We start from the raw sequence: 24333 nt of genomic DNA on the forward strand, positions 1-24333 counted from the left end.
GGGAACCTCCTGGTCACCGCAGAGGCGGTGGAACGAGTGCGGGTGAAGACGGGTGCGGAGCGAGTGGTGCTGCGGCGGTTCAGCGTTGGCCGTACACGTTCTGGTAGCGGTCGTGCAGCGCGTCGACGGCGTCCGGTGGGATGGGCAGAGGCCGGCCGAGCTGGTGTGCGAGATGCACCGACCGTGCGACGTCCTCGCACATCACCGCTGCCTTGACGGCGGACCGCGCCGTCGGGCCCACCGCGAAGACGCCGTGGTTCTGCATCAGCACGGCGGGCGACCTGCTGCCACGCAGCGTGTCGACGATGCCGCGTCCGATCGAGTCGTCACCGATCGCGGCGAACGGTCCGACGGGGATGTCGCCGCCGAACTCGTCGGCGCACATCGTGGTGACCACCGGGATCGGCTCGCCGCGGGCGGCCCACGCCACCGCGTAGGGGGAGTGGGTGTGCACCACGGCGCCGACGTGATCGAGGTGGCGGTAGACGTAGGCCTGGGCCGCGGTGTCGGAGGACGGGGCATGATCGCCCTCGACCACGGTGCCGTGCAGATCGCACAGCACCATGTTCTCGGGGGTGAGGTCGTCGTAGGAGACGCCGCTCGGCTTGATCACGAAGAGGTCGTGGCCGGGGACCCGAGCGGACACGTTGCCGGCGGTCCACACCACCAGTCCGTACCGCACCAGTTCGGCGTGCAGCGCGCACACCTCGGCGCGGACCGCCTCCACGGTGCCGCGAGCGCTGTCGAGAACGGTCATCGTCGAACCGCCTTCCGGTCGAGCACGTCGCCGCGGAGGGCCCGCAGTTCGCGCATGGTGGACACCTGACGTCCGAAGTGGTCGTGAAGATCGGAGTAGATGCGGAACAGAGCGTCGTAGGCCTGCGACCGGCCCTCGTCGGGTTGGTACGCGCCGCGGTGCACGCGGCCCATCGCCTTCGAGGCCACGGGCACGTCGGCGTAGCAGCCGGCCGCGACTGCCGCGTGGATCGCCGATCCCAGCGCCGGACCCTGGTCGGACCCGATGACCGAGAGCGGCATGCGCAGCACGTCGGCGTAGATCTGCATCAGCAGTGGGTTCTTCGCCAGTCCGCCGGCGACGACGAACTCCTCGACCGGAACACCGCTGGCGCGGAAGGTCTCGACGATGACCCGCGTGCCGAAGGCCGTGGCCTCGAGCAGTGCCCGATAGATGTCCTCGGGCCTGGTGGCGAGAGTCGCACCCAGCAACAGTCCCGACAGTCGGTGGTCGACCAGGACGGATCGGTTGCCGCTGTGCCAGTCGAGGGCCACCAACCCGTGTTCGCCGACCTCCTGCTCGGACGCCAGCCGGGTCAGGTACTCGTGGACCGACTCGCCGGCCTCGGCGGCGGCGTCGCGGTAGTCGGCAGGAACCCCGGTGCGCGTGAACCATCCGAAGATGTCGCCGACTCCGGACTGCCCGGCCTCGTATCCGTAGGACCCCGCGACGATGCCGCCGTCGACGACGCCGCACATCCCCGGAACCTCCCGCAGTACGTCGGCGCTCATGACGTGACAGGTGGAGGTGCCCATGATCGCCACCATGCGACCGGGTTCCACGGCGCGGGCCGCCGGCGCCGTGACGTGCGCGTCGACGTTGCCGACGGCCACGGCGATTCCCTGGGGCAGTCCGGTCCACGCGGCGGCCTCGGCGGTCAGAGACCCTGCACGAGAACCCAGTTCGCCGATCGGCTGGTCGAGCTTGTCGGTGACGAACGCGGCGAACCCGGGTGCCAGGGCGGTGAGGAACTCGGCCGACGGGTACTCGCCGTCCTGGAGAATGCCCTTGTAGCCGGCCGTGCAGGCGTTGCGGACGTAGCGTCCGCACAGCTGCCAGACGATCCAGTCCGCCGCCTCGACCCACCGCTCCATGGCGTCGTAGACCTCGGGGTCCTCCTCGTGGATCTGCAACGCCTTGGCGAACTCCCACTCGGACGAGATCAGTCCGCCGTAGCGGGGGAGCCACGCCTCGCCGCGCTCCGCGGCGAGGGCGTTGATGCGATCGGCCTGGCCCTGCGCCGCATGGTGTTTCCACAGCTTCACGTAGGCGTGCGGCCGATCGGCGAACTGGGCGATCTCGTCGAGCGGGGTGCCGTCGGCGAGCGTGGGCACCATCGTGCACGCCGTGAAGTCGGTCCCGATGCCGACCACCCGGTCGGGCGGGACACCGGCATCGCGCAGGGCTGCGGGAACGGCGGTGCGGAGCACGTCGCGGTAGTCGTCGGGAACCTGGAGGGCCCAGGCGTCGCCGAGTCGCACGGAGCCGCCGGGCAGCGTCGACTCCAGGACTCCGTGTCGGTACTCGTGCACGGCCGTACCCAGCTCGGCACCGTCGGAGACCCGCACGACGACGGCCCGTCCGGACAGCGTGCCGAAATCGACTCCGATGGTGTAGGTCTCGTGATCGGGCGTCGTCATGGCTGTTCTCCTGTGGCTCGGGTGGTGCTCGCGCGCACGACGAGTTCCGGAGCGATCTGCGTCTCGGGACCGCCGGTCCCGTCGATCGCCGCTCGCAGGATCTCGATGGCGCGTCGGCCCACCTCGGTGAAATTCTGTCGGATCGTCGTCAGCGGAGGGATGAGATAGGCGGCTTCGGGGATGTCGTCGAAGCCCACGACGCTCACGTCCTCCGGCACCCGACGGCCGTGCTCGTGGAACGCACGCAGCAGGCCCAGCGCCATCTGATCGTTGGCGCAGAACACCGCCGTGACGTCGGGATCGGCCGCCAACCGGGAGCCGCGCTCGAACCCACTGCGCGCGGACCAGTCACCACGGAGCGGAGGGGTCCACGGCAGCCCCGCCTCGTCGAGGACCTCCCGCCACCCCTGTTCGCGCGCGCGAGCCTCGGCCCAACCCAGCGGACCCGCGAGGTGGGCGATGCGTCGATGTCCGGAATCGACGAGGTGACGGGTGGCCAGGCGGGCGCCGCCGACCTGGTCGATGCCGACCGTCCAGCGCGAGGTCAGCGGATCGCCCTCCACGACGACGACGGGCACCACCGCCTCCTCGGAGCGCGCCGCGGCCACCGCGTCGTCGGTCGCGGCGATGAGGACGATGCCCTCGACGCCCTGGTCGTGCAGGTGGTGCATCGCGTCGACGAGCTCGTCGCGCGAGAGGGTCGTGAGACTGACCGCGCTGACCGAGAAACCGGCCTCGCGGGCGGCGCTCTGGACGGTGCGGTGGGTGGTGCTCGGGCCCCAGAACCCGAGCTTGGAGCCGATGATGCCGATGGTGGCCGACCGCTTCGTCACCAGGGCGCGGGCGGCCCGGTTGGGCCGGTACCCGAGCTGGTCGATGGCACGCTGGACCCGTTCCCGAGTCTCCGGGCGAAGGTTGTTCTGTCCGTTGATGACTCGGGAGACCGTCTGATGGGACACGCCGGCGAGCCGGGCGACGTCGGCCATGACGGGAGGTCGACCGTCCGTGCCGGTCGTGGTGGTCATGCTCGCCTCGGACGGAAGCGGGCCCGCGGCACCGTGGTCAGACGCTGAGCGACGACGAAGACGAGCAGCAGTGTTCCGACCGTGATCCGGGTCCACCACGAACTCAGGGTCCCGTCGAACGCGATGAACGTCTGGATGGCACCGAGGATGAGGACACCGACGACCGAGCCGAGAACGTAGCCTCGGCCACCCGTGAGCAGCGTCCCACCGATGACGACGGCGGCGATCGCGTCGAGCTCCATGCCGACCGCGTGGAGGCTGTAACCCGACAGGGCGTAGAACGCGAACAGGAGTCCGCCGAGCGCGGCGCAGAAACCGCTGATCGAGTAGACACCCACCTTCACCGCCGCCACACGCAGTCCCATCAGCACGGCCGACGCCTCGTTGCCGCCGATGCCGTAGACCGACCGGCCGAAACGGGTGCATGCGAGGACGTAGGCCGCCACCGCGACGGTCACGAGTGCGATGACGACGCTCCACGTGATGGTGTAGCCGCCCGGGAGCTCGATCACGGCGAACGCGATGGAGCTGAACGTCTCGTCGGTGATGGGGATGGACTCGACGCCGATCATGTAGCAGAGACCACGGGCGAGGAACATGCCGGCGAGCGTGGCGACGAACGGCTGGATCTGGAGGTAGTGCACCAATACGCCCATCGTGGTGCCGAGCAGCGTGCCGCACAGCAGCACGGCGGCGATGACGAGGACGGGGGACCAGCCGAGTTGCAGTGTGCGCGCTGCGATCATGGTCGACAGCGCCACGACGGAGCCGACCGAGAGATCGATACCGCCGGTCAGGATGACGAAGGTCATGCCCACAGCGAGGACGATCAGGAACGCGTTGTCGACGAACAGGGAGAGGAACAGCTGCGGGTCGGCGAAGCCGGGGTAGCGCATCTCGCCGACGCCGAACAGGCCGACGAGCAACGCGAAGGTGGCGATGACCGGCAGGAACCTGCTCGGCGGCGAATAGCGCCGGATGCGGTCCCAGCGGGACGGCGCGGTGGAGGTGGCCGGGGGGCGTGTCAGCAGATCGGTCATGACCGGGCCGCCTTTCGAGTCGTCGGTCTCCTGTGTCGAAGGCCCAGCAGTGACGCTCGGGCACGCGGTGACTGCAGGAGGCAGACGACGATGACGACCAGAGCCTTGCAGAGGTAGTTGGCCTCGGAGGGGATGCCGAGATTCGGGATGGTGCGGGTCAGGGTGCCGATGAGCAGCGCACCGACCACGGTGCCGGCGAGCGAGAAGCGTCCGCCCGTGAGTGCCGTGCCGCCGATCACCACGGCGAGGATTGCGTCGAGCTCGATCCACAGACCGAGGCTGTTGGCGTTCACCGAGTTGGTGTTGGCGGCGATGATGAGACCGGCGATGCCGGAGCATGTCGCCGCGAAGACGTAGACGGTCCACACGATCGTGCGGGCGCTCACTCCCGCGAGGCGACTGGCCTCGGGATTGATGCCGACCGCTTCGACGAGCATGCCGAGGGCGGTACGGCGGGTCAGCAGGGCGGTCACCACGACGACGGCGAGCGCGATCAGCAGTGCCACGGGGAGTCCGAAAACGATCCCCGAGGCGAGCGAGCTGAAGGCCCCGTCCTGCACGGTGGTGATCTGACCGTCCGTGATGAGCATGGCCAGGCCGCGGCCGGCCACCATGAGGACCAGGGTCGCGATGATCGGCTGAATCCCGAACACCGACACCAGCAGTCCGTTCCACAGGCCCAGCAGCACACTGGCTCCCAGTGCCCACACGACGGCCATGACGACGGTGGTGACGGCGCCCTCGTCCGGGGCGGCCGCGATACGGGTGCAGGCCACGGCCGCCGCGATGACGGCGACGGCGCCGACTGACAGGTCGATGCCGCGGGTCGCGACCACGAGCGTCATGCCCACCGCGACGAGGATGAGCGGTGCGGAGTTCCGCGCGATGTCGACGACGTTGCCGAACAGGCCACCGTTCTCGATCCTGATGTTTAGGAAGTCCGGTGTCGCGACGACGTTGACGACGATCAGCGCGATCAGGGCGAGCAGCGGCCAGACGACCGGGTGCGACATCCATCCCGGGGTCCGGCGACCGGCCGGGGCGTCGGACGCCGGCCGTGGCGGGGGAGTCGACGTCGGTCGTACTCCCAGAGTGTCGGTCATGCCTCGGAACTCCTGTCGTCTGCGCGGGTTCCCGCCGCGATGGTCGCGAGGACGTCGTCGACGGAGACTCCTCGGTTGACGCGCTCGTCGATCAGGTGGTGATCGCGCATCACGACGACGCGGTCGCTGAGGCGCAGGATCTCCTCGAGCTCGGCCGAGATGAACACGATCGACATCCCGCGTTCGGCGAGATCGGCCACGAGAGCCTGGATCTGCGCCTTGGCGCCGATGTCGATTCCGCGGGTGGGCTCGTCCAGGATCAGGATCTCCGGTTCCGTGACGAGCCAGCGCGCGAGCAGCACTTTCTGTTGGTTGCCGCCGGAGAGGTTGCGCATCAACGCGTTCGGGTCCGCGGGGCGGATGTCGAGTGCAGTGATGTACTTCTCCACCAGGGCGGTGCGGGTGGCGCGGGGGATCGGGCGCATCCACCCACGAGTGGCCTGGAGCGCGAGCATCATGTTGTCGGCCACCGTCAGGTCGCCCACGACGCCGTCCGCCTTGCGGTCCTCGCTGGTGAGCGCGACCCGTCGATCGACCGCGTTGCGTGGTGTGCGGAAACGTCGACGGGTGGAGTGGATCTCGATGGTGCCGGAATCTGCGCGGTCCGCCCCGCCGAGCAACCTCGCCAGTTCGGTGCGGCCCGATCCCAGCAGCCCCGCGACGCCGACGACCTGCCCGGCGTACAGCCGGAGATCCGTCGCCTCGAGGGCGCCCTTGCGGCCGAGGCCGAGCACCTCCATGACGGGTTCGGTGGTGGGATCGACCACCGTGGGCTCGCGGTCGTCCAACTCGCGCAGGGTGTCGAGCTCCCGGCCGATCATCAGTTCCACCAGGGTCAGTTGCGGGGTGTCCGCCACCGACCGCTCCTCCACCAGGCGTCCGTTGCGCAGGATCGTCATGCGATCCGAGATGCGATAGACCTGGTCGAGGAAGTGGGAGACGAAGACGACGGCCGTACCCGCGTCCCGCAGCCGCTCGATGACCCCGTACAGGGTCTCCACCTCGTCCTTGTCGAGGCTGGAGGTGGGCTCGTCGAGGATGAGCACGCGGGCGTCGACGTCCACCGCACGAGCGATCGCGATCAACTGCTGCACGGCGATGGGGTGATCGCCGAGCACCGACGCGGGATCGACCGCGAGGCCCAGTCGATCGAGCGTCGCACGTGCGCGGCGGTTCATCGCCCGGGTGTCGATACCGCCCACGGCGTCGAGAACGGTGCGCACCGCGCCGCCGGTGCCGCCGAGCAGTCGGTCGAGCCGCCGCGGCTCGCGCCCGAGCAGCATGTTCTCGGCCACGGTGAGGTTGGGCAGGAGGTTGACCTCCTGGTACACCGTGCTGATGCCGGCGGCCTGAGCGGCCGCAGGACTCGCGAACTCGTGCACGGTCCCGTCGACGGTGACGGTGCCGCTGTCGATCGGGTAGACGCCGGTGAGCGCCTTGATCAACGTCGACTTGCCGGCACCGTTCTCGCCCATCAGCGAGTGGACCTCGCCCGGGTAGAGCCGCAGGGAGACGCCGTCGAGGGCACGGACGGCGCCGAAGGTGATGGAGATGTCCGTCATCTCCACGATCGGTTCCGTCGCCGTCGTGGTCGGCGGGGGGACGATCATCTCGGTGCTCATGTCAGTACTGGCGGTCGGCGAGCACGGAGGCGGCCTGCTCGCGGGTGAACGTGGTCTCCTCGGTGACCACGCGCTTGGGTACCTCTTCGCCGGCGACGACCTTCTTCGTCAGGTCCATCAGTTGCGGTCCGAGCAGCGGGTTGCACTCGACGATGTAGTCGATCTTGCCGTCGGCCAGCGCCTGCATGCCGTCCTTGACCGCGTCGACGGTGATGATCTTGATGTCCTTGCCGGGGACGAGGCCGGCCGCCTCGATGGCCTCGATGGCGCCGAGGCCCATGTCGTCGTTGTGGGCGTAGACCACGTCGATGGCCTTGTCGGAGTTCAGGAACGACTCCATGACCTGCTTGCCGCCGTCGCGGGTGAAGTCACCGGTCTGGGACTTGGAGATGGTGATGGTCGGTTGTGCGGCGATGGCCTCGCGGAAGCCCTCGGCGCGATCGATGGCCGGTGCGGCACCCGTCGTGCCCTCGAGCTCGACCACGTTGATGCGTCCGTCGGCGTTGACGTCCGACGTCGCGCTGTTCTCGACGAGCCAGTCGCCGGCCTTGACGCCCTCGGCGACGAAGTCGGATCCGAGGAACGTGGCGTACAGCGACTCGTCCGTCGTGTCGACCGAGCGGTCGGTGAGGATCACGGGGATGTTCGCGCGCTTCGCTTCCTGCAGCACCGGCTCCCAGCCCGTCTCGACGACGGGGCTGAAGGCGATCACGTCCACCTTCTGCTGGATGTAGGTGCGGATGGCCTTGATCTGGTTCTCCTGCTTCTGCTGTGCGTCGGAGAACTTGAGATCGATTCCGGCCTCGCTCGCCGCGCCCTGGATCGACGTGGTGTTGGCGGTGCGCCAGCCGCTCTCGGCTCCGACCTGCGAGAACCCCAGAACGGTCCCGCCTCCGCCGCTCGCGGAGTCGCCTCCGCCGCCGCAGGCACTCAGGATCAGCGCACTGCTCACCAGGAACGTGCTCGCTGCAACGACTCTCTTCGACGTCATCGTGGTCTCCTCTGTAGGCATCACTCCGTGTGACGCGTGACACAGAGTGTGAGCGTTAACATTCCTCCGCGTCAAGAGGTTCGCGAACATCGTCGAAACTCGATGTGAACGCTCACATCAGTGGCATCATGGGCCGGTCGTGAGGCGGCAGGGCCGGACGACCACACCGCGGGAAGGCTGGAGGTGGGCCGACTATCGCGCGGCGAACCTGTACTCGATCACGCAGCGAGACGTCTCGCCCGGGCGCAGGACGGCCGACGGGAACGCCGACCGGTTCGGGCTGTCGGGGAAGAACTGGGGCTCGAGCGCGAGTCCGTCGCCCTGACGCAGCGCGGTACCGCGTCGGGACACGGTGCTGCCGTCGAGGAAGTTGCCGGTGTAGACCTGCAGCCCGGGCCGATTCGTCCACACCTCGAGCGTCGTGTCGCTGCGATGCGACGTGACACGCGCGGCGCGGCGCAACTCCCCGCCGTCCTCGGGTCCGTCGAGGACGAAGTTGTGGTCCACCCCTCGCGTGGCCGCCACATGAGGATCGTCGGACCGGACGACGTCGCCGATGCGGCGCGGGAGCCGCAGGTCGAGTGCCGTGCCGTCGACCGGGACGACACCGTTCGTGGGAATTCCCGCGGAGTCCACGGGCACGAACGAGGCCGCGTCCACCTGCAGTTCGAGGTCGTCGACACCGTGTCCGTCGAGATCGATGTAGGCATGGCTGGTCAGGTTCACCACTGTCGTACGTGAGGTCTGCGCGAGGTACTCGATGCGCATCGTGTCTCCCCGGACCGAGTAGACGGCGCGTGCCCGCACCTCGCCGGGGTAGCCCTGGTCGCCGTCGGGACTCACCAGGGACAGTTCCACCTCGTCAGCGGTGACCCGCTCCACCGTCCAGGTGCGGGAGTCGAAGCCGTCGACTCCGCCGTGCAGGTGGTTGTCGCCGTCGTTGCGCGACACCTCCACCCGCTCACCGTCGAGGTCGAATCGCCCGTGCGCGATGCGATTGGCGTAGCGCCCCACGGTCGCCCCGAGGTAGTCCGTGCCCGCGCGCAACTCGGCTTCGCCGGCGACGCCGACCGACACGTCGCGGCGTACACCGTCCCCGCCCGTGACGGTCAGGCGCAGCAGGGTCGCACCGTACGGCAGCACCTCCACCTCGATCCCCGGCGCCGAGCCGATGGTCACGGCGGTGTCGGACGTCCTGTCAGTGGTCATGGCGCAGACCCTACGACGGTGATGGCGCAGACCCTGCGACGGTCATGGCGCAGACCCTACGACTGTCAGGGCGCAGACCCTGCGACCAGAGGTGATTGAATCTGTAGATCATGACGACCGACACCGCGACCGACAGCGCAGGAGTCGCACCTCGGCACCGAGTGCTCTCCGGCATCCAGCCCACGGCGGATTCCTTCCACCTGGGCAACTACCTGGGCGCGGTGCGGCAATGGGTCGAACTGCAGGACGAGTACGACGCCTTCTACTTCATTCCGGACCTGCACGCCATCACGGTGCCGCAGGATCCGAAGGAGTTGCGCGCCCGGACTCGCCGCGCCGCAGCGCAGTTGCTGGCCGTCGGCATCGACCCCGCGCGCTCCACGCTGTTCGTGCAGTCCCATGTACCCGAACACGCCCAACTCGCATGGGTTCTCAACTGCATCACCGGATTCGGCGAGGCCGGCCGCATGACGCAGTTCAAGGACAAGTCGGCACGCCAGGGCAGCGATCAGGCGAGTGTGGGCCTGTTCACCTACCCCGTGCTGCAGGCCGCGGACATCCTGCTCTACCGCCCGCAGCGAGTGCCCGTGGGGGAGGACCAGCGCCAGCACCTCGAGCTGACCCGCGATCTCGCCCAACGCTTCAACTCGCGCTACAAGAAGACGTTCGTCGTGCCGGAGGCGCACATCGTCACCGGTATCGCGAAGATCTACGACCTGCAGGAGCCGACGGCGAAGATGAGCAAGTCCGGCTCCGGCGTGTCGGGCCGGATCGACATCCTGGACGACCCCGCCGTGTCGGCCAAGAAGATTCGCTCGGCGGTCACCGACAACGAGCGTGAGATCCGCTACGACACGGCGGAGAAGCCCGGTGTCAGCAATCTGCTCACCATCCAGTCCGCCCTCACCGGCACGCCCGTCGCGACGCTCGTCGAGGGATACGTCGGAAAGGGATACGGTGATCTCAAGAGCGACACCGCGGATGCGGTGTCGGCGTTCTCCGCCCCGGTGCGCACGGCGTTCACGGAGTACATGAACGATCCGGCCGAACTCGACCGGATTCTTCGGGACGGGGCCGAGCACGCACGCTCGATCGCGTCCAGGACGCTGGCACAGGTGTACGACAGGGTCGGATTCCTTCCACCGAAAGGCTGAGCGCCATGCCGGACTTCGCGGCGATCATCGAGGAACGTCGACGGCGGTGGCCGTGGTTCGATCACCTCGCGCGGGCCGGCTCGGTGTACCAGCAGCAGAAGGGCGACTACTACGCCGCGGGTATCACCTACTTCAGCGTTCTGGCCCTCTTCCCGCTGCTGATGGTCGCGTTCGCCGTGGTGGGCTTCGTTCTGGCCTCCCGGCCGGACCTGTTGACGGAACTGCAGTCCCAGATCGCCGAGAACGTTCCCGGGAGTTTCGCGGGCACCATCAACGAACTGGTCTCGAGTGCCATCGAGTCGCGCACCAGCGTGGGCATCATCGGTCTCCTGGGTGCGCTCTACGCAGGCCTCGGATGGACGGCCAATCTGCGGGAGGCGCTCACCGCGATGTGGGAGACGCCGCACGAGGCGGGCAGCTTCTTGGCCACCAAGGCCAAGGATCTCGGAGCGCTGCTCGGTCTGGGTCTGGCCCTGGTGATCTCGCTCGGCCTGTCGGCGGTGGCCAGCGGGTCGGTGGTCCCCGCACTCCTGAAGGCCGTCAATCTGGACGATGTTCCCGGTGTCGGCGTCGCCGTGCAGATCGCGTCGTTCGCCCTGGCGGTCGCCGCGACGTGGGCACTGTTCGTGTGGGTCATCGCCCGGCTGCCCCGTGAGCCCGTGACCGTGCGCAGCGCGGCACGCGCCGCGCTGTTGGCGGCCGTGGTGTTCGAGATCTTCAAGCAGGTCGGCGCGGTCTACCTCGAGAGCGTCACGTCCGGTCCGGCCGGTGCCACGTTCGGACCGATCATCGGCATCCTCGTGTTCGCCTTCACGACGTCACGCTTCCTCTTGTTCTCGACGGCGTGGGCGGCGACGGCCACGGAGAACCTTTCCCTCGCGGCACCCGCCGTGCCCGACAGTGCGGTGATCGCACCGCAGGTGGTGGTCCGCGAAGGGGTCTCACCCGCCGGTGCGGCAGCTCTCGTCGGCGCCGGCGTGCTCACCGTGCTCGGCCTGGGCGGATGGCGCGGCCGGCGCCGACGCTGACGTGCAGCGTGGTCAGGACCGTCTGCGGTGCAGCGTGCGCGCCCACAGGAGGAGCCCGATCACGACGATCAGACCCAGAACTCCCGCACCGACCCTGATCGCCACCTCGCTCTCGTCGTCCACTCCGGCATAGGCGCCGCCACTGCTCGCCTCGGTCCGCCGATCGGTCGGCGCGGTCGAGGCGGGGGTCGACGAGGTCGGCGCCGCCGCCGCGTCCGGGCTCCCGGTCACCAGGGTGCCCACCACCGTGTCGGCAGGCTGCGTGAAGCCGTAGTCGAGCAGGCGGGCGGCCTGCTCCCAGGGCCGGATGGGCAGCACGTCGGCATTCATGAGCGACACGGCCAACCGGCGGCCACCGCGTTCGGCCGCGCCGACGAAGGTCTGGCGTGCGTCGTCGGTGTAGCCGTTCTTGCCGCCCAGTGCATCCGGGTAGTTGAACAGCAGCGCATTGTCGCTGGCGAGGGTGAAGCCCGGCCGGTCCTCGTTGAGCGGCAGATCGGGGTTCACCGGCACGCCGGGCATGTCGGGCCGCGAGGGATTGTCCGGCTTCGACGCGTCCTTGGGATAGCCCGGGAACGGAACCGATTCGGTGGCAACGAGTTCCGCGAAGGTCGGATCATCCATCGCGGCCCGGAAGATGAGCGCCAGATCGTAGGGTGAGCAGGCCATGCCCGGTCCGTCGAGACCCGACGGCGACGCGGTGCGCGTGTCCAGGGCACCGAGCTCACTGGCCTTCGCGTTCATCTTCTCCACGGCGGTGTCGACGCCGCCGAGCTGGACGGCGAGGGCGTGCGCGGCATCGTTCCCCGACGCCATCACCAGCCCCTGCATCAGCTGGCGCACCGAGTACACGCCGCCGGTACCGATGCCCACCGCGCTGCCCTCGGCGGCCGCGTCCTCCGCGGTGGCCACCACGGTGCGATCGAGATCGAGCTCGTCGAGCGCGACGAGCGCCAGCAGGACCTTGATCGTGCTCGCCGGCCGGTACCGGCCGTGCGGATCCTTCGCCGCGATCACCGCGCCGGAGTCGAGATCGGTGAGCACCCATCCCGCCGCCGAGATGTCTGCGGGAAGAGCGGGCGCACCGGCAGCGGTGATCACACCGCACGCCGCCAGTTCCTCGCCGCCGACCGTCTCGGCCGGGACGGGTACGGGCTGCGGTTCCGCGTCGCCGGGAGCGGGGACCTCGGACGCGTCGATGGCCGGTGGTGGCACGTCACGGTGGGGACAGGCGTCGGTGTCGGGCGTCCGGAACGGGGTGGACGTCGGAGGCGGTGCGGGCTGCGCCCCGGCGAGACTCGGAAGGAGTGCCGGCGTACCCACGAGCACGACCGCCGTCGCGATCGCCGCGGCTGTCCGTCGGCCGCGTCCGGTGCGGTCGTGAATGTTCATCACCGGTCACCCTAGGCGGCGCGCTCGCGCACGCCGCCCCGGGTGACCGGGTGTGTCCGGATCGAGAAGTCAGTCGGCGGACGGCCGGAGGTACGGCCGCTGGACCTTCTTCCACGCCTCGTACGTCTCGTACGCCGTCTGCGTGCTCTCGAGCGTCGAGGTGGCGCTGACCGGGACGTCCCACCAGGACTCGCTGTCCGGAGCGGCGATCAGCGGATCGGTCTCGACGTGGATGACCGTGCAGCGGTCCGCCGCCTTGGCCACCTTGACGGCGTCGGCGAACTCGCCGGCGGTGTTCACGCGGATGACGTCGGCGCCGAGACTCTGGGCGTTGGCCGCCAGATCGACGGGCAGTACACCGCCGTCGAGTCGACCGGACTCGGATCGGTAGCGGTACGCGGTGCCGAAGCGCTGGGAGCCGAGCGACTCCGACAGTGATCCGATGGAGGCGAAGCCGTGGTTCTGCACCAGCACCAGGATGACCTTCACGCCTTCCTGGACCGCGGTGACCAGCTCGGTGGCCATCATGAGGTAGCTGCCGTCGCCGACCATGACGAAGACGTCGCGATCCGGTGCCGCCATCTTGACGCCGATGCCGCCGGCCACCTCGTAGCCCATGCAGGAGAACCCGTACTCGACGTGGTAGCCCTTGGCATCGCGTGTGCGCCACAGCTTGTGGAGGTCTCCGGGCATCGAGCCGGCGGCGCACACGACGATGTCGCGTGGGTCGGACAGCGAGTTGGTGAGACCGATGACCTGGTTCTGGTTCATGCCGAGGTTGTCGTCGTCCACGGCGTAGACCGAGGCGACCGTGCGATCCCACTCGGCGGCGAGTTCGGTGGCGCGCGCACGGTACTCGGCGCTCACCTCGTGGTCCGCGAGCGCGTCCGTCAGTGCTTCGAGCGCCTCGCGGGCGTCGGCGACCACGGAGAGACCGCCCTGTTTGACCGAGTCGATGGACGCGACGTTGATGTTGACGAACCGCACGTCGGGGTTGGAGAAGGCAGTGCGCGACGCGCTGGTGAAATCGCTGTAGCGCGTGCCGATCCCGATGACGACGTCGGCCTCGGTCGCGAGGGCGTTGGCGGCCGTGGTGCCGGTGGACCCGATCGCGCCGACCGACTGCGGGTGGTCGTACACGAGGGAGCCCTTGCCGGCCTGGCTCTGGCCGACGGGGATTCCGGTCTTCTCCGCGAACGACGCGAGCGCCTCGGTGGCACCGGAGTAGATGACGCCGCCGCCGGCGACGATCAGCGGCGCCTTCGCCGAGCGGATGATCTCGGCGGCGCGGGCGACGACGGACCGCTCGGGCAGCGGGCGGGCGACGTGCCAGGTGCGCGGTGCGAAGAACGACTCGGGCCAGTCGTGTGCCTCGGCCTGGACGTCCTGCGGGACGGCGACCGTGGCGGCGCCGGTCTCCACCGGGTCGGTGAGGACGCGCATGGCGCCGAGCAGAGCCGCGGGCAGTTGCTCGGCGCGCCACACTCGATCGAAGTAGCGCGAGAGCGGCTTGAACGCGTCGTTGACGGTGACGTCGCCGCTGGACGGGAGCTCCAGCTCCTGCAGCACCGGTGAGGAGGCGCGGGTGGCGAAGGTGTCCGCCGGGAGCAGCAGGACGGGCAACCGGTTGATGGTGGCCAACGCCGCGCCGGTGAGCATGTTGGTCGAGCCCGGTCCGACACTGGCGCTGACGGCCCAGGTCTGGAGACGGTCCTTCTGGCGGGCGAAGCCGACGGCGCTGTGCACCATGGCCTGCTCGTTGCGGCCGAGGACGTAGGGGAGCTCCGGTTCGGTGCCCGCCTCGACGGCGTCGATCTCGGCTTGCAGCAACGCCTGTCCGAGACCGGCGACGTTGCCGTGGCCGAAGATGCCGAAGCAGCCCGCGAAGAACTTGGTCCGGACCCCGTCACGCTCGACGTACTGGTTGGCGAGGAAGCGGACGATGGCCTGGGACACCGTGAGGTGCACCATCGGCTCGGCGTTCTCGGTCTTGCTCTGTGACATCGGTGCGGTGGACACCATCGTCAGGCTCCTTTTCCACGGTGCGCTGAGTCCAGCGGAGGTCGGGGGGTGAGGGGGAGGCGTGGATCGACGTCCTGGCCGTCCCACGTGCTGCGGATCCAGGTGTGGTCGGGATCGTCGACGATCTTCCAGGCGCGCTCGCTGCCCGGTCCGGCCATGACGTTGAGGTAGTACATGTGGTAGCCGGGCGCCGCGACGGACGGCCCGTGATACCCGTGCGGAACCAGGACGACGTCACCCGTGCGCACCTCTTCGAGCACCTCGATGGGACGCTCGGGTGTGCCGTACACGCGGTGGTACCCGAAACCGGCGGAACCGTCACGGCCACTGTCGATCTCGAAGTAGTAGATCTCCTCGAGTGCCGATTCGGTCTCGGTCTCCTCGTCGTGCTTGTGGCCGGGGTAGGACGACCAGTTGCCGCCGGGGGTGATGACCTCGCACGCGATGAGCGAGTCGGCCTCGAAGGTGTCGGCGGTGCCGAAGTTGTGCACCTGCCGGCTGCAGTTGCCCGCGCCGCGCAGTTCGACGGCGACGTCGGTGGCGGGAACGTACCGGAACGGCAGGGCCCGCGAGGCGCGTGCGCCGCACAGCGCGAAACGTCCACCCGACTCGCTGCGCAGGGTGTAGCTGCTGTCACGGCCGACGTACGCGAAGTCGGAGGGCCCGTCGAAGACCGACGCGCGCCCCGTCAGCGCGAACGACTCCTCGCCGCACGTGACGGTCGCGGATCCCTGCAGAGGGACCACCATGATCTCGTCGTCGTCGGAGGTGAGATCGACGGACTCGCCGGGTGCGAGAAGCACTGTGCGCAGACTGGACTCGGTCCATCCCGCGCTCTCCGGGGTGACGGTGACTCCGGCGCCGGGGACGGCGGGAATGTAGAACTCGCTGTTCACTCGTCCGCCCCGCCCCGCACCATGTCGACTGCGGTCGCCACCGCGGTGGCGACGTCGCCGTCCTTCGGGTAGAGCAGTGTGCGGCCCACGATGAGGCCGCGGACGGCGGGGATCTTCAGTGCGCGTGCCCAACTGGCAAAGGTCTCGTCGGGCGCGGTCTGCGGGTCGCCGCCGAGGAGCAGCGTCGGGAGCGTGGTGGCGTCCATGACGCGCTCCATCTCGTCGACCACGGGCAGCTTCATCCAGGTGTACGCCGACGAGGCGCCGAGGCCCTGGGCGATGTGGATGGACTTGATGACGGCGTCGGCACGCAGATCGTTGACCACCTTGCCGTCGCGGCGCGACGACAGGAACGGCTCGACCATGGCCATGAGGCCCTCGGCCGCGAGTTCGTCGATGGCCTGCGCGCAGGCGGTGAGGGTGCCGAGCGTGCCGGGATCGTCGAGGTCGATGCGGGTCAGCATCTTGGCGCCGTTCATCCGCGCCTTCGCGGTGGACGCCGCGGTCGCGCCGGTCATCCGGTCGTCGAGCTCGAACGACGCGCCGGCGAGTCCGCCGCGGTTCATCGAGGAGATGACGACCTTGTCGTCGAGGGCGCCGAGCAGGACGAGGTCGTCGAGGATCTCGGACGTCGCGAGGACACCGTCGACTCCCGGGTCGGCCAGCGCGGTGCGCAGGCGGTCGAGCAGTTCGGTGCGACTGTTCATGGCCGTCGGGTTCGAGCCGACCGACAGGGCACCGCGGGCGGGGTGATCGGCGGCCACGATCATGAGCCGCCCGTCTCCGCGCACCGTCTCACGGGTGACGCGAGAGGCCCAGGCGCGGTCGATCGCGCCCGGGTCGTGCGCCCGGATCTCGGTGACGTCGGCGTACGTGGTGCAGGTCGCGGTGATGGTCTCAGACATGTGCTTCCTCGGAATCGGCGAGATCGGAACCCGGTGCGGTGACCGCGGACTCGGCGAGGGCGGCGACCTCGTCGGCGGTGGGCATGGCGGTGGAGCATTCGAGGCGCGACGCGACGATGGCGCCGGCCGCGTTGGCGTGGCGGAGGATCTTCTCGAGTGGCCAGCCGGACAGCAGTCCGTGGCACAGCGATCCACCGAAGCTGTCGCCGGCACCGAGTCCGTTGACGACGTCGACGAAGTTCGGTGGCACCTCCACGCGCTCGGTGCGCGTCTTGCCCAGTACGCCCTTGGGACCCTGCTTGACGATCGCCAGTTCCACCCCCATGTCGAGCAGCGCGTCGGCGGCCCGGTCCGGTTCGGTCTCGCCGACGGCGATCTCGCACTCCTCGCGGTTGCCGACGGCCACCGTGACGTGTCGCAGTGCGCGCTGGACCTGCTCGGTCGCGGCGGCGGGGCTCTCCCAGAACATGGGCCGGTAGTCGAGGTCGAGCACTGTCAGCGGAGCGCGTCCACGCGCCTCCCAGGCGGTGAAGTGTGCACTGCGCGAGGGCTCCTCGGACAGACCGGTGACCGTCGACCAGTACAGAGCGGCGCTCCGGACGGCCTCGGTGTCGATGTCCTCGGGACGCACCTGCAGGTCCGGCGCGGTGGGCTTGCGGTAGAAGTACAGCGGGAAGTCGTCCGGCGGGAAGATCTCGCAGAACGTGACCGGGGTGGCGTACTGGCCGTCGACCACGACGTAGCGGTTGTCGACGCCGAGGCGGGCGAGCTCGGCGCGCACGAAGCGGCCGAACGGATCGTCGCCGGCGCCGGAGATCAGCGCGGTGCGGCGCCCGAGTCGCGCGGCGGCGACGGTGACGTTGGCGGCGCTGCCACCGAGGAACTTGCCGAACGTCTCGACGTCCTCGAGGCCCACACCGACCTGCAGGGGATAGATGTCGACTCCGCTGCGTCCGATGGCGAGCACGTCGAAACGTGCATCACCGGTGGGGCCGGTGTTGTTCACTGTGGTCAAGGTCTGCTCCATCGATACTCGGGGCGTGTGCGTGGGGGCCGGTATCACTGTGCTCCGCGCCACACCAACCTGTCAATAGTTTGTCCTGACATTCTAACTTGCCGTCATATTGCGCACGGTCACTTACACTCTGTTCTCGGGCAGCCCGCCCGCACACCCGCCTAGTTTCGGATCGGAGCTGGTACGTGAGTCAACCGCTCGCCGTGGAGCTCGACAGGTCGAGTCCCGTTCCGCTCTACTACCAACTCGCGCAGGCCATCGAGGGCGCGATCCTCGGCGGCAGTCTGGCCCCGGGTGACCGCTTCGAGAACGAGCTCGCCCTCGCGAAGCGCCTCAACCTGTCGAGGCCGACCACGCGTCGGGCCATCCAGGAACTGGTGGACAAGGGGCTGCTGGTGCGCAAGCGTGGCGTCGGCACACAGGTGGTGCAGAGCCCGGTGCATCGACCGGTGGAGCTCACCAGCCTCTTCGACGACCTGGCGCGCGCCGGCCAGGACCCGACGACGAAGTTGCTCGAGTACTCGGTCGGGCTGCCCACCGAGGACGTGGCGCGCGAGCTCAACATCGCGCCGGAGTCCGAGGTGGTCACCGTGCGGCGTCTGCGACTGACCAAGGGTGAACCGCTCGCGCTGATGATCAACTACATGCCCGTCGACGTGGCGCCGGAGCCCGCCGAGCTCGAGGCGCACGGCCTGTACCAGTCGCTTCGCACCAAGGGAGTCCACATCCGCCTCGCTCGCCAGCGCATCGGGGCGAAGGCGGCCGATCGCGACGAGGCGCACCTGCTGGACGAGAAGCCGAAGGCGCCGCTGCTCACCATGCACCGGACGGCGTTCGACGACTCCGGCAAGGTGGTCGAGTACGGGTCGCACGTGTACCGCGCGTCGCGGTACTACTTCGACACGACCCTCGTCGACCGCTGACCCGGAGGCGTCAGCCTGCGATCGACCGGAGTGTCGGCCGAACCTTCTCCAGCGCGTACGTCAGCGACGCCGGTGACGGTGTGTTCAGCGCGATGATGGTCGCGTAGTCCGTGATCAGCATGCCGCCCGAGCGCACCGAGGGCAGATCGGCCCAGCCGGGCAGTGCCTCGAGATCGGCGGCGGTACCGCCGTTCACGAGGATGATCACCAGGTCGGAGTTCAGGACGTCGACGTGTTCGGGCCCGACGACGAGCCGGTTGCCGGCCGTGGCGGGCAGGTCGACGGCCGGCAGCGTCATCCCCAGTTCCTGGTAGAACGCCGAGGCGCCGTCGTCGGGATCGGCCACCACGACGAGCTGCTGGGTGGCCGGGATGTACTGCGACAGCAGCGCCGTCCTCCCCGCCAGTCCGGGCAGCTCCGCGGCGGCGTCGGCGAGGGCGGTCCGCGTCCGCGCGATCACCGCGTCGGCGTCGTCCTCGCGGCCGAGCGCCGTGCCCAGCGCGCGCGTCAGCGCGTCGTAGGGCGAGACCGTGTCGCCGATGACGGGAATGGTCGGGGCCAGTGCGGTCAACTGCTGGTACTGGGTCGGTGTCGACGCGGCGAAGTCGGCGAGTATGAGATCCGGTGCGTACGAGGCGATCTCCTCGATGGGGAGGGTGCCCTCGACGGGGACGTGAATGAGCGGTACGTCCGCCGCCAGCTCCGACTGCCAGGGATAGCGGCCGTCCGGTGCCCCGGTCGTGTCCGAGGCGAAGGCCACCGGCTGCACCCCCAGGGCGAGCGCGGCGTCCACGGCCGGAGCGGTGAGGGCGACGATGCGGGGGTCGGACCCGAGTTCGGCGCGGTCGATCGCGGTGGAGCCCAGTGCGTGCTCGATGGTCACTGTGCCCGTCGGGGCGTTGCTGTCGGGCACCGCGTCGGACGCCTGATCACTGGTGCACCCGGCCGCCGTGAGGAGTGTCAGAACGGCGACGGCCGTGGCGAATCGTCGTGATGTGGTGCTGCGCATGCGGTACCCCTGCTGCTCGCGATGCCTCCGGAGACCGCGGAGGTAGGGGTACCCTAAGTCACCCGGGAGGCCGCGTGGGGAGCTACGTGTCGGCCGGCGGTGCCGTGCTTCCGCGCACCTGCAGTGTCGGCGCGATGAGGTCGAGGGTGCCGGCTGCCGTCGGACGAGCGATCCGGTCGATCACCGCCGCTGCGGCCCGGTGACCGACCGACGCGCTGGCGTTGTCCACCGACGTCAGGGAGACGTGGCGCAGTTGCGCGATGGAGGTGTTGTCGTATCCGACGATCGAGATGTCCTGCGGCACGGCCAGTCCCGCTTCCTGACAGGCCGTCATGACACCGACCGCGGCGATGTCGTTCACCGCGTACACGGCGGTCGGGCGGGGGGTGCGGGCGAGGAGTCTCCGGGCGGCGTCGTATCCGCCGTCCTCGGTGAGGTCGCACGGTTCGACGAGGCCGTCGGTGTCCAGACCGCGCGACGCCATCGCGGCGCGGTAGCTGTCGGCGCGCAAGGCGGACACCGCGCCGAACGACCCGCCCACGTGGGCGATCCGGCGGTGACCCAGTTCCGCGAGATGCGCCACCGCCAGCGCGGATCCCGCGGTGTCGTCGTTGGCCACGACGTCCGCGCGGGGGAGTTCGAGGTCGCGGCTCGCGACGATCACCGTCGGCATGGACGTCGCGGCATCGGCGACCAGGGGAGTGGGTGACCGGGTGCCGACCAGGACGAGCGCGTCGAGTCGCAGTTCGGTGAACTTGCGGACGACGGTGTCGTCCCCGCTGCGGTCGGCTCGACCGTCGCCGAGCATCATGGTCAGCCCGTGTGCCTCGAGCACCGGGGCCATGCCCTCGAGGCAGTCCACGAACCACGGGTTGCGGAGGTCGTTGATGAGGACCCCGACGATGTCCGTCCGTTGCCGGGACAGGTTGCGGGCCGACAGGTTCGGCCGGTAGCCCAGCTCGTCGATGGCGGCGTGCACGGCCGCGCGCTTCTCGTCGCTGACGTTGGGGGAGTCGTGCAGGACCAGGGAGACGAGCGACTTGGACACGCCGGCGCGTTCGGCCACGGTGCGGATCGTGGGTGGCCGCTCGATGTTCGTCACGGCTTGCTCCGTCCGGTGAGGCGGCCCCGCCGAGTTGGACCGTGCCAAACGCAGCCTAGCGGGACGGACGCGGTGAACGGAAGAGCGTTGACAGCGCGATCGGGCGACGGGCAGACTTCGGGCGAGCTTCCGTTTGGAACGGTCCAACAACCCATCGTCTGGAGTGCACCCATGTCCGACCCTCGCCTCACCACTCTGCCTGTCGCCGTCGTCGGCTTCGGCTGGATGGGCCGCGTCCACACGCAGGCCTACAGCCGCGTGCGCCACCACTACCCCGCGATCCGACCCCTGCCCGTTCTCGCGACCGTGGCCGACGAGGTGCCCGGCCGCGCCGCCGAGGCTGCCGAGCAGTTCGGCTTCGGCTCGTCCACCGAGTCGTGGCGCGACGTCGTGGCCGACCCGTCCATCGGTGCCGTGTCGGTGACGTCGCCGAACTTCCTGCACCGGGAGATGGGCGTCGCGGTGGCCGAGGCCGGGAAGCACCTCTGGATCGAGAAGCCCGTGGGGCTGTCGGCGGACGATGCCCGTGCAGTGGCGATCGCCGCGGAGAAGGCAGGCGTGCAGACGGCAGTGGGCTTCAACTACCGCAATGCACCGGCCGTGGAGCAGGCGCGCGGCATCATCGCGTCCGGCGAACTGGGCGAGGTGACGCATGCACGCTTCCGGTTCTTCAGTGACTACGCGGCCCACCCGGACGGCGCACTGAGTTGGCGTTTCGAGCGTGAGCGCGGCGGCAGCGGCGTGCTCGGCGATCTGGCGTCCCACGGCGCGGATCTGATCTGGTACCTGCTCGGCGACATCGCCTCGCTGGTGGCAGACACCGCCGTCTTCATCCCGCAGCGTGCCAAGCCGACGGGGGTGACCAGCGGCCACATGCGCGCCTCGGGTGGTGAGCAGGGCCCGGTGGAGAACGAGGACTTCGTGTCCGCGCAGCTGCGCATGGCGACCGGCGCCCGGTGCGTCCTCGAGGCCAGCCGCGTGGCGGTGGGTGACCAGAACTCCTACGGGTTCGAGATCCACGGGACCAAGGGCTCGGTCTCGTGGGACTTCCGTCGGATGGGGGAGCTGCAGCTGGGCCTGCGGGCGGCCGGCGAGGATCAGCCGCTGTATCAGGACCAGCCGCAGTCGACGCTCTTCGTCGGTCCGGGAGCGGGCGAGTACGGCGTCTTCCAGCCGGGGTCCGCGTCCGCGATGGGGTACGACGACCTGAAGGTGGTCGAGGCGGCGCGCTTCCTGCAGTCGATCGCCGAGAACGCCTCCGTCGGCGCGACCGTGCGGGATGCTGTCCGCAGCGCCTCGGTGCTGGACGCGATGACGGAGTCGGTGGAGTCGGGAAGGTGGGTCACGCTCTAGCGGGTATGTCCAGCTGCAGTCCTAATGTCCGAACAAAGCCTTGACTTATGGCTGTGATGCGTATTACATCGACATCACACGGAACGTTCGCCGCTCGCCTCCCTCACGGAGTGTCATCCGAACGAATGCTCCGCCAGCGCAGAGAATCCCCCGTCAGGTAAGGAAGTCCATGTCCACTCAGGCAGATCTCGATCTCGCCACGCATACCGTCGTGACCGACGAGCGGGTGAAGAAGCAGAAGCCGTTCCAGCGTCTGCTGGTCCGTCCGGAGATCGGTGCCCTCTTCGGCGCCGTCATCATCTTCGTGTTCTTCGCCATCGTCGCCCCGCCGTTCCGGAGCCCCGAGGCCCTGGCCACCGTGCTGTACGCCTCGTCGACCATCGGCATCATGGCGTGCGGCGTGTCGGTCCTCATGATCGGCGGCGAGTTCGACCTGTCGACCGGTGTGGCGGTGACGTTCTCCTCGATCGCCGCGTCCATGCTGGCCTACAACCTCCACCTCAACGTGTGGATCGGCTCGGTCCTCGCCCTGGTGCTGGCACTGGGGGTGGGATTCCTCAACGGGTACCTGGTGATGAAGACGAAGATCCCGTCGTTCCTCATCACCCTGTCCTCGTTCCTGATGTTGACGGGCATCAACCTCGCGGTGACCAAGCTCGTCACCGGCCAGGTCGCGACGCAGTCCATCTCCGACATGGACGGGTTCGAGTCCGCCAAGAAGGTCTTCGCCTCGTCGTTCTCGGTCTTCGGTGTCTCGGTCCGCATCACCGTCCTGTGGTGGCTCGTCTTCACGCTCATCACCACCTACGTGCTGATGAAGACGCGCGTCGGCAACTGGATCTTCGCGGTCGGCGGCAACCAGGACTCGGCTCGCGCCATCGGTGTGCCGGTGACCAAGGTCAAGATCGGCATGTTCATGTTCGTCGGCTTCTGCGCCTGGTTCGTCGGCATGCACCTGCTCTTCGCCTTCAACACCGTCCAGTCCGGCCAGGGTGTCGGCAACGAGTTCCTCTACATCATCGCCGCGGTCATCGGTGGCTGCCTGCTCACCGGAGGTTTCGGTACCGCCATCGGTGCGGCCATCGGCGCCTTCATCTTCGGTATGACCAACCAGGGCATCGTCTACGCCGGCTGGAACCCGGACTGGTTCAAGTTCTTCCTCGGTGCGATGCTGCTCTTCGCCGTCATCGCCAACAACAGCTTCCGTTCCTACGCTGCGAAAAGGTGACACCTGACATGAGTGCAACCATCGAGACTCCCCTCGAATCGAACAGTGGCGGCAAGACCCCGCTGATCGAGCTGAAGAACGTCGGCAAGAGCTACGGCAACATCATCGCCCTCGGCGGGATCAACCTGCGCGTCGGCGCCGGCGAGGTCACCGGTGTTCTCGGCGACAACGGTGCCGGCAAGTCGACCCTCATCAAGATCATGGCCGGCCTGCACCAGCAGACCGAGGGCCAGCTGCTCGTCGACGGCGAGGAGGTCAAGTTCTCCTCACCCAAGGACGCGCTCGACAAGGGCATCGCGACGGTCTACCAGGACCTCGCCGTCGTGTCCCTGATGCCCGTGTGGCGCAACTTCTTCCTGGGCCAGGAGCTCCGGAAGAAGGGTGTCTTCCGCACCCTCGACGCCGCCGCGATGCGCGCGACGACCAAGGAGGAACTCCACAAGATGGGCATCGACCTGCCCGACGTGGACGCCCCCATCGGTTCGCTCTCCGGCGGTCAGCGCCAGTGTGTGGCCATCGCCCGCGCCATCTTCTTCGGCGCCCGTGTCCTCATCCTCGACGAGCCGACCGCCGCGCTGGGCGTCAAGCAGTCCGGCATGGTGCTGCGCTACATCTCGGCAGCCAAGGAGCAGGGCTTCGGCGTCGTGTTCATCACGCACAACCCGCACCACGCGTACATGGTTGGTGACCACTTCGTGCTGCTCAACCGTGGCCGCCAGAAGCTCGACTGCTCCTACGACGAGATCAGCCTCGACGATCTCACCAAGGAGATGGCCGGCGGCGACGAGCTCGAGACGCTCACCCACGAACTGCGCCGCTGACGCTCGACTCCCGGGCCCCGCACCTCACACGAGGTGCGGGGCCCGTGTCGTGTCGGCAC

General features: G+C 68.9%; 21 protein-coding genes. 6 read left to right on the forward strand and 15 right to left on the reverse strand.

The features are described 5' to 3' along the window. Window positions 1–79: 79 nt before the first annotated feature. From OG947_RS20200 to OG947_RS20235, 8 genes are all read right to left on the reverse strand, one after another. A complete protein-coding gene (locus tag OG947_RS20200) occupies window positions 80–757 on the reverse strand; it encodes an L-ribulose-5-phosphate 4-epimerase (RefSeq protein ID WP_222627238.1) in 678 nt (225 codons plus the stop codon). Beyond that, window positions 754–2436, reverse strand: a complete 1683-nt coding sequence (araB, locus tag OG947_RS20205; protein WP_328812717.1) for a ribulokinase — start codon at window positions 2434–2436, stop codon at window positions 754–756. The genes OG947_RS20200 and araB overlap by 4 nt, the downstream gene beginning before the upstream one ends. Continuing rightward, a complete protein-coding gene (locus OG947_RS20210; protein ID WP_027503751.1) occupies window positions 2433–3461 on the reverse strand; it encodes a LacI family DNA-binding transcriptional regulator in 1029 nt (342 codons plus the stop codon). The genes araB and OG947_RS20210 overlap by 4 nt, the downstream gene beginning before the upstream one ends. Beyond that, the gene (gene yjfF / locus OG947_RS20215; RefSeq protein WP_037183810.1) at window positions 3458–4501 is read right to left on the reverse strand and encodes a galactofuranose ABC transporter, permease protein YjfF; all 1044 of its coding nucleotides are present in this window, start codon (window positions 4499–4501) and stop codon (window positions 3458–3460) included. The genes OG947_RS20210 and yjfF overlap by 4 nt, the downstream gene beginning before the upstream one ends. Then, window positions 4498–5604, reverse strand: a complete 1107-nt coding sequence (locus OG947_RS20220; RefSeq protein WP_328812718.1) for an ABC transporter permease — start codon at window positions 5602–5604, stop codon at window positions 4498–4500. The genes yjfF and OG947_RS20220 overlap by 4 nt, the downstream gene beginning before the upstream one ends. Next, entirely contained in the window at window positions 5601–7226 is a 1626-nt protein-coding gene (locus OG947_RS20225; protein ID WP_328812719.1) for a sugar ABC transporter ATP-binding protein, read from the reverse strand. Before OG947_RS20225 ends, OG947_RS20220 begins: the two co-directional genes overlap by 4 nt. Before the next feature lies 1 nt (window position 7227). Then, a complete protein-coding gene (locus OG947_RS20230; RefSeq protein WP_328812720.1) occupies window positions 7228–8217 on the reverse strand; it encodes an ABC transporter substrate-binding protein in 990 nt (329 codons plus the stop codon). Between the two features lie 192 nt (window positions 8218–8409). Next, window positions 8410–9426 (reverse strand): aldose epimerase family protein, encoded by a 1017-nt coding sequence (locus tag OG947_RS20235; protein ID WP_328809986.1) that lies wholly within the window; start codon window positions 9424–9426, stop codon window positions 8410–8412. A 110-nt stretch (window positions 9427–9536) separates the two neighbouring features. On the opposite strand from OG947_RS20235, the gene trpS reads away from it, so the two are divergent. Both trpS and yhjD read left to right on the forward strand, forming a co-directional pair. Continuing rightward, a complete protein-coding gene (gene trpS / locus OG947_RS20240; protein WP_056447663.1) occupies window positions 9537–10580 on the forward strand; it encodes a tryptophan--tRNA ligase in 1044 nt (347 codons plus the stop codon). A gap of 5 nt (window positions 10581–10585) precedes the next feature. Then, window positions 10586–11608 carry an inner membrane protein YhjD gene (gene yhjD, locus OG947_RS20245; protein ID WP_328812722.1) on the forward strand — a complete coding sequence of 341 codons (1023 nt, stop codon included), beginning with the start codon at window positions 10586–10588 and terminating at the stop codon, window positions 11606–11608. Between the two features lie 12 nt (window positions 11609–11620). Here yhjD and OG947_RS20250 read toward each other — a convergent pair whose 3' ends face one another. From OG947_RS20250 to iolC, 5 genes are all read right to left on the reverse strand, one after another. Continuing rightward, window positions 11621–13000, reverse strand: coding sequence for a D-alanyl-D-alanine carboxypeptidase family protein (locus OG947_RS20250; protein WP_328809984.1), 1380 nt, complete (start codon window positions 12998–13000; stop codon window positions 11621–11623). Window positions 13001–13069: 69 nt separating this feature from the next. Then, window positions 13070–15022 (reverse strand): 3D-(3,5/4)-trihydroxycyclohexane-1,2-dione acylhydrolase (decyclizing), encoded by a 1953-nt coding sequence (iolD, locus tag OG947_RS20255; protein ID WP_222638737.1) that lies wholly within the window; start codon window positions 15020–15022, stop codon window positions 13070–13072. Between the two features lie 2 nt (window positions 15023–15024). After that, window positions 15025–15918: a 5-deoxy-glucuronate isomerase gene (iolB, locus tag OG947_RS20260; RefSeq protein ID WP_328812723.1), complete on the reverse strand. Its 894-nt coding sequence runs from the start codon at window positions 15916–15918 to the stop codon at window positions 15025–15027. Continuing rightward, entirely contained in the window at window positions 15915–16823 is a 909-nt protein-coding gene (locus tag OG947_RS20265) for a Cgl0159 family (beta/alpha)8-fold protein (protein WP_027503740.1), read from the reverse strand. The genes iolB and OG947_RS20265 overlap by 4 nt, the downstream gene beginning before the upstream one ends. Continuing rightward, a complete protein-coding gene (iolC, locus tag OG947_RS20270; protein WP_373425228.1) occupies window positions 16816–17850 on the reverse strand; it encodes a 5-dehydro-2-deoxygluconokinase in 1035 nt (344 codons plus the stop codon). The genes OG947_RS20265 and iolC overlap by 8 nt, the downstream gene beginning before the upstream one ends. Window positions 17851–18023: 173 nt before the next feature. Between iolC and OG947_RS20275 the strand changes: the two genes are divergently transcribed. Next, complete coding sequence (locus OG947_RS20275; protein ID WP_328812724.1) at window positions 18024–18761, forward strand: GntR family transcriptional regulator; 738 nt, start codon at window positions 18024–18026, stop codon at window positions 18759–18761. 10 nt (window positions 18762–18771) lie between these two features. Here OG947_RS20275 and OG947_RS20280 read toward each other — a convergent pair whose 3' ends face one another. Both OG947_RS20280 and OG947_RS20285 read right to left on the reverse strand, forming a co-directional pair. Further along, window positions 18772–19770, reverse strand: a complete 999-nt coding sequence (locus OG947_RS20280) for an ABC transporter substrate-binding protein (RefSeq protein ID WP_328812725.1) — start codon at window positions 19768–19770, stop codon at window positions 18772–18774. An 82-nt stretch (window positions 19771–19852) separates the two neighbouring features. Continuing rightward, window positions 19853–20872 carry a LacI family DNA-binding transcriptional regulator gene (locus OG947_RS20285; protein WP_328812726.1) on the reverse strand — a complete coding sequence of 340 codons (1020 nt, stop codon included), beginning with the start codon at window positions 20870–20872 and terminating at the stop codon, window positions 19853–19855. Window positions 20873–21043: 171 nt separating this feature from the next. Here OG947_RS20285 and OG947_RS20290 point away from each other — a divergent pair, with 171 nt between their 5' ends. The 3 genes from OG947_RS20290 to OG947_RS20300 all read left to right on the forward strand — a co-directional run bounded on the left by OG947_RS20290 (window position 21044) and on the right by OG947_RS20300 (window position 24274). Continuing rightward, window positions 21044–22225, forward strand: coding sequence for a Gfo/Idh/MocA family protein (locus tag OG947_RS20290; RefSeq protein WP_328812728.1), 1182 nt, complete (start codon window positions 21044–21046; stop codon window positions 22223–22225). 169 nt (window positions 22226–22394) lie between these two features. Then, window positions 22395–23453: an ABC transporter permease gene (locus OG947_RS20295; RefSeq protein ID WP_027503734.1), complete on the forward strand. Its 1059-nt coding sequence runs from the start codon at window positions 22395–22397 to the stop codon at window positions 23451–23453. 8 nt (window positions 23454–23461) lie between these two features. Then, a complete protein-coding gene (locus OG947_RS20300) occupies window positions 23462–24274 on the forward strand; it encodes an ATP-binding cassette domain-containing protein (protein WP_027503733.1) in 813 nt (270 codons plus the stop codon). Window positions 24275–24333: the final 59 nt, after the last annotated feature.

The organism is Rhodococcus sp. NBC_00297, from assembly GCF_036173065.1.
Taxonomy (GTDB): domain Bacteria; phylum Actinomycetota; class Actinomycetes; order Mycobacteriales; family Mycobacteriaceae; genus Rhodococcoides.

Excerpts from the sequence above, each read along its gene's own strand:
- OG947_RS20200 (WP_222627238.1), bottom strand. The coding sequence starts at position 757 with ATGACCGTTCTCGACAGCGCTCGCGGCACCGTGGAGGCGGTCCGCGCC.
- araB (WP_328812717.1), bottom strand. The coding sequence starts at position 2,436 with ATGACGACGCCCGATCACGAGACCTACACCATCGGAGTCGATTTCGGC.
- OG947_RS20210 (WP_027503751.1), bottom strand. The coding sequence starts at position 3,461 with ATGACCACCACGACCGGCACGGACGGTCGACCTCCCGTCATGGCCGAC.
- yjfF (WP_037183810.1), bottom strand. The coding sequence starts at position 4,501 with ATGACCGATCTGCTGACACGCCCCCCGGCCACCTCCACCGCGCCGTCC.
- OG947_RS20220 (WP_328812718.1), bottom strand. The coding sequence starts at position 5,604 with ATGACCGACACTCTGGGAGTACGACCGACGTCGACTCCCCCGCCACGG.
- OG947_RS20225 (WP_328812719.1), bottom strand. The coding sequence starts at position 7,226 with ATGAGCACCGAGATGATCGTCCCCCCGCCGACCACGACGGCGACGGAA.
- OG947_RS20230 (WP_328812720.1), bottom strand. The coding sequence starts at position 8,217 with ATGACGTCGAAGAGAGTCGTTGCAGCGAGCACGTTCCTGGTGAGCAGT.
- OG947_RS20235 (WP_328809986.1), bottom strand. The coding sequence starts at position 9,426 with ATGACCACTGACAGGACGTCCGACACCGCCGTGACCATCGGCTCGGCG.
- trpS (WP_056447663.1), top strand. The coding sequence starts at position 9,537 with ATGACGACCGACACCGCGACCGACAGCGCAGGAGTCGCACCTCGGCAC.
- yhjD (WP_328812722.1), top strand. The coding sequence starts at position 10,586 with ATGCCGGACTTCGCGGCGATCATCGAGGAACGTCGACGGCGGTGGCCG.
- OG947_RS20250 (WP_328809984.1), bottom strand. The coding sequence starts at position 13,000 with ATGAACATTCACGACCGCACCGGACGCGGCCGACGGACAGCCGCGGCG.
- iolD (WP_222638737.1), bottom strand. The coding sequence starts at position 15,022 with ATGGTGTCCACCGCACCGATGTCACAGAGCAAGACCGAGAACGCCGAG.
- OG947_RS20265 (WP_027503740.1), bottom strand. The coding sequence starts at position 16,823 with ATGTCTGAGACCATCACCGCGACCTGCACCACGTACGCCGACGTCACC.
- iolC (WP_373425228.1), bottom strand. The coding sequence starts at position 17,850 with ATGGAGCAGACCTTGACCACAGTGAACAACACCGGCCCCACCGGTGAT.
- OG947_RS20280 (WP_328812725.1), bottom strand. The coding sequence starts at position 19,770 with ATGCGCAGCACCACATCACGACGATTCGCCACGGCCGTCGCCGTTCTG.
- OG947_RS20290 (WP_328812728.1), top strand. The coding sequence starts at position 21,044 with ATGTCCGACCCTCGCCTCACCACTCTGCCTGTCGCCGTCGTCGGCTTC.
- OG947_RS20295 (WP_027503734.1), top strand. The coding sequence starts at position 22,395 with ATGTCCACTCAGGCAGATCTCGATCTCGCCACGCATACCGTCGTGACC.
- OG947_RS20300 (WP_027503733.1), top strand. The coding sequence starts at position 23,462 with ATGAGTGCAACCATCGAGACTCCCCTCGAATCGAACAGTGGCGGCAAG.